The organism is Hydrogenophaga intermedia (assembly GCF_023715105.1).
GTDB classification, from domain to species: Bacteria; Pseudomonadota; Gammaproteobacteria; order Burkholderiales; family Burkholderiaceae_C; genus Hydrogenophaga; species Hydrogenophaga intermedia_A.
In genome coordinates this window covers 77,493-86,901 of record NZ_JAMBNO010000018.1, presented here as the reverse complement: position 1 = coordinate 86,901, position 9,409 = coordinate 77,493, and the positions used below count along the sequence as shown (strand labels likewise).

The window sequence follows — 9,409 nt, the reverse complement described above, 5'->3', positions numbered from 1 at the left end:
GTACTTCCAGCCCCGCGCCCAGGTGGTCCCCCAGAAAGAAGAAAGCCCCGCCCTGCAAGAGCAGGACGGGGCTTTGAATCAACCTGGCTGAAGGCCTAGACCGTCAACTCCTTAGTCGAACGGCTAGAGCCTGAGGGCTTGCGGGGCTTTGGAAGGTGGTGCCGGAGAGAGGAGTCGAACCCCCGACCTTCTCATTACGAATGAGCTGCTCTACCAACTGAGCTACACCGGCGAAGTCCGTGATTATAGCCAGCGCGGGGCGGGTCTCAGGCCTCGCGGTGGTAGGCGGTCACGCGCTCCACCTCGTTCCTGCTGCCCAGGATCACGCTCACGCGCTCGTGCAGCTTGCCCGGCACGATGTCCAGGATGCGCTCGCGCCCGTTGGTGGCGGCGCCGCCGGCCTGCTCGACCAGCCAGCCCATGGGGTTGGCTTCGTACATCAGGCGCAGCTTGCCCGGCTTGTCGGGCTCGCGCTTGTCCCAGGGGTACATGAAGACACCGCCGCGCGTGAGGATGCGGTGCACGTCGGCCACCATGCTGGCGATCCAGCGCATGTTGAAGTCCTTGCCGCGCGGGCCTTCCTTGCCCTGCAGGCATTCGTCGATGTAGCGCTTCACCGGGGCATCCCAGTGGCGCATGTTGCTCATGTTGATCGCGAATTCCTTGGTGTCCGCAGGGATCTGCACGTTTTCCTCGGTCAGCACGAAGGAGCCCTGCTCGCGGTCGAGCGTGAACATGGCCACGCCGTCGCCCACGGTGAGCACCAGGGTGGTCTGGGGGCCGTAGATGCAGTAGCCCGCCGCCACCTGCTTGTGGCCGGGTTGCAGGAAGTCGGCTTCATCGACGCCGCGGTCGCCCTCGGGCATCTTGAGCACGCTGAAGATGGTGCCGATGCTCACGTTCACGTCGATGTTGCTGGAGCCGTCGAGCGGATCGAACAGCAGCAGGTATTCGCCCTGCGGGTAGCGGTTGGGCACCACATAGATGCCGTCCATTTCCTCGCTGGCCATGGCTGCCAGGTGGCCGCCCCATTCGTTGGCCTCGATCAACACCTCGTTGGCGATGATGTCGAGCTTCTTCTGTACCTCGCCCTGCACGTTTTCGCTCTCGGCGCTGCCGAGCACGCCGCCGAGCGCGCCCTTGTTCACCGCGTGGCTGATGCTCTTGCACGCGCGCGCCACCACCTCGATGAGCAGGCGCAATTGCGAGGGAATGTGCCCGTCGACGCGTTGCTTCTCGACGAGGTAGCGGGTGAGGGAGATGCGTTTGCTCATGTTCAGTCTTCCGAAAGTGCGCGGGTGACCACCTCGCGCACGTCGTTGCTCAACTCGGTCTGGGCAGCCACGCGTGCGATGGCCTCACGGGCTGCGCTGCGATAGGGCTCGGCGAGTTTCTTCCAGCGGTCGAGCGCGCGCGCCAGGCGCGCGGCCACCTGCGGGTTGAAGCGGTCGATCTCGATGACGCGCTCGCTCCAGAACACGTAGCCGGCTGCATCGGCGCGGTGAAAGGCGCCCGGGTTGGCGTTGCAGTAGCTGAAGATCACGCTGCGAGCGCGGTTGGGGTTGCGCAACTGGAAATCGGGGTGGGCCATGAGCTGGCGCACCGCGGGCAGGATGTTGCCGCCCCGGTCGGGCGCGCCGGCCTGCAGCGCGAACCACTTGTCCAGCACCAGGGCCTCGTCACGGAACATTGCGTGAAAACGCGGCAGCGCCTCACGGGCCAGTGTGTGGTCGCTCACCACCAGGGCCGACAGCGCGTTGAAGCGGTCGGTCATGTTGCCGGCGTCCTTGAAGCGCTGGTACGCCTTGCCCGGCCACACCGGGTTGCCCGAGCTGCGGGCCTCCAGGCACAGCATGGTGAGCGCCAGGCCCGTCAGCGCGCGCCGGCCCGCGCTCAGCGGGTCGGGGCGGTAGGTGCCGTTGTCCTTGTGGTGCTCGTAAGCCCAGGCCCAGTCGGTGTGCAGCGCGTGGGCCAGTTGCTCGCGCATCGCCTCGCGCACGGCGTGCACGCGCTGCGGGTCCACCTCGTCGAGCTGCTCGGCGATGTAGGTCTCGCTGGGCAGGGTGAGGGTGAGCTCCTTGAAGGCGGCGTCGAGCTGTTCGTGGCGCAGCACGGCGCGCATGGCGTCGATGAAGGCGGCGTCCAGCGGCTGGCCGATGGGGCCACCCGTGCGGACTGCGGCCAGGGCGCGCCGCAGGGCCAGTCGCTGGCCGGCTTCCCAGCGGTTGAAGGGGTCGCTGTCGTGTGCGAGCTGGGTGAGCAGCTGGGTGTCGGTGTCGTCGTGCTCCAGCACCACGGGCGCGGAGAAGCCGCGCAGCAGCGAGGGCACGGGTTCGCTGGCGATGCCGTCGAACACCACGGTCTGGCTCGCTTCGCTCAGTACCACGAGGCGCTGCTCGGGCGCCAGCGGCAGCTCGCGGCCGTCGGCGTCCAGCAGGCCCAGCGCCACCGGGATGAGGAACGGCTGCTTGACCGCCTGGCCCGGCGTGGGCGCGCAGCGCTGGCTCAGCGTGAGGGTGTAGCGCTGGGCGGCAGCGTCGTAGCGGCCGTCGGCGCGCAGGCGCGGTGTGCCGGCCTGGCTGTACCAGCGCTTGAAGACATCGAGCTGGCGCGCCAGCGGGCTGTCGGGGTTGGCATCGGCGATCGCCTGGGCGAAGTCGTCACAGGTGACGGCCTGGCCGTCGTGGCGCTCGAAGTAGAGCTTCATGCCACGCGCGAAGCCGTCACGCCCGACCAGGGTCTGCATCATGCGCACGACCTCGGCGCCTTTTTCGTAGACGGTGACGGTGTAGAAGTTGTTGATCTCGACGTAGCTGTCGGGGCGCACCGGGTGCGCCATGGGGCCGGCGTCCTCGGGGAATTGCGCCGTGCGCAGCACGCGCACGTCCTCGATGCGCTTGACCGCGCGCGCCGACGGCTCGGCGCACAGGTCCATGCTGAACTCCTGATCGCGAAAGACGGTGAGGCCTTCCTTGAGCGAGAGCTGGAACCAGTCGCGGCAGGTGACGCGGTTGCCCGTCCAGTTGTGGAAGTACTCGTGGCCCACCACCGATTCGATGTTGGCGAAGTCGGTGTCGGTGGCGGTGGCGCTGTTGGCCAGCACGTACTTGGTGTTGAAGATGTTGAGGCCCTTGTTCTCCATCGCGCCCATGTTGAAGTCGCTGGTGGCGACGATCATGAAGCGTTCCAGATCGAGCGGCAGGCCGAAGCGGGCCTCGTCCCAGGCGACGCTGGCAATCAGCGACTGCATGGCATGTTCGGTCTTGTCCATGTCGCCGCGGTGCACGAAGACCTGCAGCAGGTGTTCCTTGCCCGAGCGCGAGACGATGCGCTGCTCGCGCGCCACCAGGTTGCCCGCCACCAGTGCGAACAGGTAGCTCGGTTTGCGATGAGGGTCGACCCACTTGGCGAAATGGCGGCCGTCCTCCAGCGCCCCCGAATCGACCAGGTTGCCGTTGGACAGCAGCACCGGGTAGCGCGCCTTGTCGGCGCGCAACGTCACGGTGTAGCTGGCCATCACGTCGGGCCGGTCGAGGAAGTAGGTGATGCGGCGAAAACCCTCGGCCTCGCACTGCGTGAAGAAGGTGCCCTCGCTCACATACAGACCCATGAGCTGGGTGTTCTTCTCGGGGGCGCAGGTGGTGAAGATCTCCAGCGTGAAGGGCGCTTCGCCCTCGGGAAGGTTGTCCAGCACCAGCTGGCCGCCGTCCATCTTGAACGAGCAGCCCGCGCCGTTGACCAGCACGCGCGCGAGGTTGAGCTCTTCGCCGTCAAGGCGCAGCGGCTGGGCGGGCACGGCCGCGTTGCGACGCAGCGTCATGCGGTTGAGCACGCGCGTCTTGGCCGGGTCGAGATCGAACGTGAGATCGACGCTGTCGATCCAGTACGCGGGCGGAGCGTAGTCTTCTCGGCGCACCAGGGTGCTGGGTCCTTCACGCAGGGAACTCATGGGTTACACCCCTTGTTTGAGCGAGGCTTCGATGAACGCATCCAGATCGCCGTCGAGCACCTTCTGGGTGGCCGAGATTTCGACGTTGGTGCGAAGGTCCTTGATGCGGCTGTTGTCGAGCACGTAGCTGCGGATCTGGTGGCCCCAGCCGACGTCGGTCTTGGTGTCTTCCAGCTTCTGCTGCTCTTCCATGCGTTTGCGCATCTCGTGGTCGTACAGGCGCGAGCGAAGGCGCTGCCAGGCCAGGTCGCGGTTGCTGTGCTGGCTGCGGCTGTCCTGGCATTGCACCACGATGCCCGTGGGCATGTGCGTCAGGCGCACGGCCGAGTCGGTCTTGTTGATGTGCTGGCCACCGGCACCGCTGGCGCGGTAGGTGTCCACGCGCACATCGGCCGGGTTGATGTCGATCTCGATCGAGTCGTCGATCTCCGGATAAACGAACACCGAGGCGAACGAGGTGTGGCGCCCGCCCGAGCTGTCGAACGGGCTCTTGCGCACCAGGCGGTGCACGCCGGTCTCGGTGCGCAACAGGCCGAAGGCGTACTCGCCTTCGATCTTTATGGTGGCGCTCTTGATGCCCGCGGTGTCGCCCGGGGTTTCGTCTTCCACCGTGGTCTTGAAGCCCTTGCGTTCGGCGTAGCGCAGGTACTGGCGCAGCAGCATGCTGGCCCAGTCGCAGGCCTCGGTGCCGCCGGCGCCGGCCTGGATGTCCAGGAAGCAGTTCAGCGGGTCGGCCGGGTTGTTGAACATGCGGCGGAACTCGAGCTTCTCGACCTCGGCCTGCACCTTGGTGGCCTCTGCCTCGATCGTGCGCAGGCCGGCGTGGTCATCCTCGGCGGCCGACATCTCGAACAGCTCGGTGTTGTCGGCCAGCTCGCTGCTCAGCCGGTCGAGCACGTGCACCACGTCTTCGAGCGACTTGCGCTCCTTGCTGAGTTCCTGCGCGCGCTTGGGGTTGTCCCAGACGGTGGGTTCTTCCAGCGCGGACTCGACTTCCTTCAGCTTCGATGCCTTGGCATCGTAGTCAAAGATACCTCCGCAACTCGACCACCCGCGTGCTCAGGTCCGCGAGCTGGTTCTGAATGGCGTTGATCTGTTCGGCGTCCATGGTGATTCCTGCGTTCTGTCGGCAAAGCCGCGATTTTCGCACGCAGGGGCCCGCAGCAGGGCAGGGGTCAGAAGCGCCCGCTGACACCCACCATGAAGGCCGCGGTGCCGAGCAGTTGCACCTCCAGGCCGTAGCGGTCGCTGAGGCGGTAGCCGATGGTGGGAATGATGGCCGGAGCGAAGCCGCCCACATTGAGCGGTACCTTGTTTTTGTACTTGCCCACGTAGCCGTAGATGATCCCCGCGCTCACGCTCAGGTACAGATCAGGCCAGCGGGACAGCAGGCCGGGCCAGGTCTTGCCCGCGAAGGCGTAGGCCGAAGGCTGGCCGAACGAGTTGTTGAACACCGCCAGGCCGCAGAAGCGGTCGTCGGGCAATCGCCGGCTCAGGCTCAGGGTGTAAACCTGCTTGTGCTCTTCGTCGTAGGACCAGTGGTGCGTGTACGGCGAGGCGAATACCTCGTGGCGGGGCTGGCCCGCGGGCAGCGGGTCGTTCCAGCCGGGGCAGAGGTTGAGGGCAAGAACAGGGCCGCTGCCGATCAGTGCGGCCAGCGCGAGGGTGTGTCGGGGTCGCATCCGCACAGTTTGCCCGGCTTGTGTGTCTGTTGCCCGGTGGAATGCAACAGGAGGTATTGCGCGATGCCTGTCAGCCCGCGGCACCCAGGAAGTCCTCGACCAGCCGCGCAAGCACCTGCGGCTGGTCGTGATGCATCATGTGCCCGGCGTTGTCGATCACCGCTCGGCGCAGGTTCGGCACATGGCCGATGCGCTGCTGGAATTCCTCCAGCGTGTAGCGCCCCTTCCACCACTGGCCCAGGCTGTCGTCGCTGGCGGTCACCACCAGCGTCGGCGCGGCGATGCGCTGGTAGACCGCGATGGCCTCTTCGGGCCGGAACAGCACCGCGTTGCTCACCTTGTGGGCCGAATCGCCCAGGATGGCCCAGCGGCCTTTCTCGTTGGGGCGCGCCCACTGGTGCGCCAGCCAGTCGGCCTTGTCGGCGGCCAGGCGCGGGTTGGTCTTCATCAGGCGGCGCGCCACGCCACTGGCGTCGTCGTAGTCGCTCAGGTTCATGTCGCCCCGGCGCTGGGCCCGGATCTCGTCGAGCCAGTTCGCATAGCGCCCAGGCGCCTGCGCTGGCACCGATGCCGGCATGCCGAAGCCTTCGAGGTTGACCAGCCGATGGATGCGCTCGGGTCGCGCGCCCGCATACAGCGTGGCCACATGCCCGCCCATGCTGTGGCCCACCAAGTCCACCGCGCGATCGCCGAAGAGTGTGTCGAGCAGGGCATCGAGGTCGCCGAGGTAGTCCGGGAACCAGTAGCTGTCGGGCGCCGGTCCCATGAACGTGGTGTCGCCGTAGCCGCGCCAGTCGGGCGCGACGATGTGGCGTTGCTCGCGCATCGCGTCGACCATGAACTGCCACGATGCAGCCACGTCCATCCAGCCATGCACCAGCACCAGCGGCGGGCGCTGCGCGTCGGGTTCGCCCCAGTGGCGCACGTGGTAGCGCCAGCCGCGGATGGACGCGTATTCGCTGCGGGAGGGTCGTTGCACTTGGTACATTCGATCGATCATAGAGAAGGCCGAGGAGACGACCGATGCCCCGCCGTCAAGACCGTGACACCCGAACCGACCACCACGCGGCGTTGCATGCCCGCTTTGGCTGGCAGGTGCCGGCCGAGTTCAACATGGCCGAGGCCTGCATGCGCCGCTGGGCGCGCGACCCGAAATCGGCGCGCAACACCGCGGTGATCGCCACCGCCCCGGGCCAGCCCGATCGCGTGCACAGTTACGGCGAACTGATGGCGCAGGCCAACCACTTGTCCAACGCACTGCAGGTGCTCGGTGTACAGCGCGGCGATCGCGTGGCCATCGTGCTGCCGCAGCGCTTCGAGACCTCGGTGGCCTACATGGCGGTGCTGCAGATGGGTGCGGTGGGCATGCCGCTGTCGCAGCTGTTCGGGCCCGAAGCGCTGGAGTTCCGCCTGCACGACAGCGAAGCCGTGGTCGCGATTTGCGACGCCAGCACCCTGGCCGCGGTGCAGTCGGTGAGCGCGAACTGCCCGCGCCTGCAGGACGTGATCGCGATCGACGCAAACGGCGGCAGCGCGCTTGAATGGGCCGCCCTGCTGGCGCAGGAGCCCGCCGACTTCGAGCCCGTGCACACGCTGGCCGACGAGGCCGCGGTGCTGATCTACACCAGCGGCACCACAGGCAACCCCAAGGGCGCACTCATTCCGCACCGCGCGCTGATCGGCAACCTCACCGGCTTCGTCTGCAGCCAGAACTGGTTCGGCTTTGACCCCTGGGACGCGGCGAAGCCGAGCGACGCGGTGTTCTGGTCGCCGGCGGACTGGGCCTGGACCGGTGGGCTCATGGACGCGCTGCTGCCCACGCTGTACTTCGGCCGGCCCATCGTGGCGCACAACGGCCGCTTCTCGCCGCAGCTGGCGTTCGAGCTGATGCAGCGCCACGGCGTCACGCACAGCTTCCTGTTCCCCACCGCGCTCAAGGCCATGATGAAGGCCTACCCCAGGCCGCGCGAGCACTTCCGCGTCGAACTGCAAGGCCTCATGAGTGCCGGCGAGGCGGTGGGCGACGCGGTGTTCAACTGGTGCCGCGACGAGCTCGGCATCACGGTGAACGAGATGTTCGGTCAGACCGAGATCAACTACATCGTGGGCAATTGCGCCCGGCTCTGGCCGGCGCGGCCGGGCAGCATGGGCAAGGGCTACCCGGGCCACCGCGTGGCGGTGATCGACGACGACGGCAACGAATGCCCGGTGGGCGTGCCCGGCGATGTGGCGGTGCACCGGCGCGACGTGCACGGCGAGCCCGATCCGATCTTCTTCCTGGGCTACTGGAAAAACGAAGGCGCCACGCGCGCCAAGTTCACCGGCAACCCGGCCAACAGCTGGTGCCGCACCGGCGACCTCGCGGTGCGCGACGCCGATGGCTACCTTTGGTACCAGGGCCGCGCCGACGATGTGTTCAAGGCCGCGGGTTACCGCATCGGCCCGAGCGAGATCGAGAACTGCCTGGTGAAGCACCCGTCGGTGGCGAACGCGGCGGTGGTTCCCAAGCCCGACAAGGAGCGCGGCGCGGTGGTGAAGGCCTACGTGGTACTGGCGCCAGGCCACGTGGGCAATGACGCGTTGATCGCCGAATTGCAGGCGCACGTGAAGGGCAGGCTCGCGCCCTACGAGTACCCGAAGGAGATCGAATTCATCGACGTCTTGCCGATGACAACGACGGGGAAGGTGCAGCGGCGGGTGCTGCGGTTGCGGGAAGAGGCGTTGGCTCGGGACGCGTCTCGCTCGTAGACCTCGCGCACGCCCGCGGTCGCCGGCAGCCGGACCCACCGGCGAAAGCACTCAAGCCGCCGGCCGGCGTGACCGCGACTGGTCCCGTGCGACCTCGATGAACTCCAGCACTTCCGCCCGGGGCTGCGAGCCGCGCCGCCACACCAGGCCCACGTCCACCGTCGGCACCGCGTCGCGCAGCGTGCGCACCTCCACGTGCTCGGCGTCCAGGGTCCACGGGCGGTAGAGAAAGTCGGGCAGCACGGCCAGGCCCGCACCCACACCCACCAGCGAACGCACCGCCTCCAGCGAAGAGGTGCGCAGCACGGTGCGCGGCTTGAGTTGGTGGCGCGCCCACACCGGGCGCATCAGCAACTCGATGCGGTCGGCCTGCAGCACCACCAGGTCGTTGGCCGCGCATTCGGCCAGGCTCACTTCCTCCTGTGCGGCCAGCGGGTGGTCGGCGGCCATCCACACGCGGTTCGGTGATCGCGTCAGCGTCTCGGCCACCAGCGCCTGCGGCTCGCCCAGCGCGTTCGACACCATGATTGCGATGTCGAGCTCGCCGTTGATCAGCAGGTGCTCCAGAAAGGGCGGCTGATCCTCCACCACGTGTACGTCCACCGCCGGGCAGGTGCGCCGAAAGCGCGCGAACACCTCGGAGAGGTAGTAGCCCGCCACCAGGCTGGTCACGCCGATGGACAGTGAGCCCGCCAGGGGCGTGGCGCCCTGGCGCACGCCGCGCGTGGCGTCGGCCACGGCGCCGATCACGCGGCGCGCCTTCACCAGAAAACGGTGTCCCTCGGGTGTGAGTCGCATGCCCTTGGGGCTGCGCTCGAACAGCGTGAGGCCCACCGCGTCTTCCAGTTCCAGCACGCTCTTGGTGATGGCGGACTGCGCGATGTTGAGCATGCGCGAAGCCGCGGCCACCGAGTCGGACTCGGCCACGGCCAGGAAATAGCGGAACTGCTTGGGCGTGACGTGTCGGTTCATCGCGGTGCGCACCGGGGCGTGCGTCGTTTCGGTGCGCCCTGTTGCGGTGCAAAAAAGG

At 67.5% G+C, this 9,409-nt stretch carries 7 protein-coding genes and 1 tRNA gene; 1 reads left to right on the top strand and 7 read right to left on the bottom strand.

Annotated elements, in window-relative coordinates; all coding sequences use genetic code 11:
- Positions 1 to 156: 156 nt before the first annotated feature.
- The 6 genes from M3149_RS17120 to M3149_RS17095 all read right to left on the bottom strand — a co-directional run bounded on the left by M3149_RS17120 (position 157) and on the right by M3149_RS17095 (position 6,619).
- A tRNA-Thr gene (locus tag M3149_RS17120) sits at positions 157 to 232 on the bottom strand.
- 34 nt (positions 233 to 266) lie between these two features.
- Positions 267 to 1,274 (bottom strand): class 1 fructose-bisphosphatase, encoded by a 1,008-nt coding sequence (locus tag M3149_RS17115; RefSeq protein ID WP_251710759.1) that lies wholly within the window; start codon positions 1,272 to 1,274, stop codon positions 267 to 269.
- Between the two features lie 2 nt (positions 1,275 to 1,276).
- Positions 1,277 to 3,949 (bottom strand): aminopeptidase N, encoded by a 2,673-nt coding sequence (gene pepN / locus M3149_RS17110; protein WP_251710758.1) that lies wholly within the window; start codon positions 3,947 to 3,949, stop codon positions 1,277 to 1,279.
- A 3-nt stretch (positions 3,950 to 3,952) separates the two neighbouring features.
- Positions 3,953 to 5,057, bottom strand: a protein-coding gene (prfB, locus tag M3149_RS17105; RefSeq protein WP_251710757.1) for a peptide chain release factor 2 whose coding sequence is annotated in 2 segments (ribosomal slippage) — positions 3,953 to 4,975 and positions 4,977 to 5,057 — 1,104 coding nt in all. Because the reading frame shifts where the segments join, the coding sequence is not laid out codon by codon here.
- A gap of 67 nt (positions 5,058 to 5,124) precedes the next feature.
- On the bottom strand, positions 5,125 to 5,631 hold the full coding sequence (locus tag M3149_RS17100) for a hypothetical protein (protein ID WP_251710756.1): 507 nt from the start codon (positions 5,629 to 5,631) through the stop codon (positions 5,125 to 5,127).
- Positions 5,632 to 5,701: 70 nt separating this feature from the next.
- Positions 5,702 to 6,619: an alpha/beta fold hydrolase gene (locus M3149_RS17095; protein ID WP_251710755.1), complete on the bottom strand. Its 918-nt coding sequence runs from the start codon at positions 6,617 to 6,619 to the stop codon at positions 5,702 to 5,704.
- Positions 6,620 to 6,654: 35 nt separating this feature from the next.
- Here M3149_RS17095 and M3149_RS17090 point away from each other — a divergent pair, with 35 nt between their 5' ends.
- Positions 6,655 to 8,379 (top strand): acyl-CoA synthetase, encoded by a 1,725-nt coding sequence (locus M3149_RS17090; RefSeq protein WP_251710754.1) that lies wholly within the window; start codon positions 6,655 to 6,657, stop codon positions 8,377 to 8,379.
- A 51-nt stretch (positions 8,380 to 8,430) separates the two neighbouring features.
- Here M3149_RS17090 and M3149_RS17085 read toward each other — a convergent pair whose 3' ends face one another.
- Positions 8,431 to 9,351 (bottom strand): LysR substrate-binding domain-containing protein, encoded by a 921-nt coding sequence (locus M3149_RS17085; protein ID WP_251710753.1) that lies wholly within the window; start codon positions 9,349 to 9,351, stop codon positions 8,431 to 8,433.
- Positions 9,352 to 9,409 lie beyond the last annotated feature (58 nt).

What these genes read in the sequence shown, in the direction of transcription:
- M3149_RS17115 (WP_251710759.1), bottom strand. Translation starts at nt 1,274, where the DNA reads ATGAGCAAACGCATCTCCCTCACCCGCTACCTCGTCGAGAAGCAACGC.
- pepN (WP_251710758.1), bottom strand. Translation starts at nt 3,949, where the DNA reads ATGAGTTCCCTGCGTGAAGGACCCAGCACCCTGGTGCGCCGAGAAGAC.
- M3149_RS17100 (WP_251710756.1), bottom strand. Translation starts at nt 5,631, where the DNA reads ATGCGACCCCGACACACCCTCGCGCTGGCCGCACTGATCGGCAGCGGC.
- M3149_RS17095 (WP_251710755.1), bottom strand. Translation starts at nt 6,619, where the DNA reads ATGTACCAAGTGCAACGACCCTCCCGCAGCGAATACGCGTCCATCCGC.
- M3149_RS17090 (WP_251710754.1), top strand. Translation starts at nt 6,655, where the DNA reads ATGCCCCGCCGTCAAGACCGTGACACCCGAACCGACCACCACGCGGCG.
- M3149_RS17085 (WP_251710753.1), bottom strand. Translation starts at nt 9,351, where the DNA reads ATGAACCGACACGTCACGCCCAAGCAGTTCCGCTATTTCCTGGCCGTG.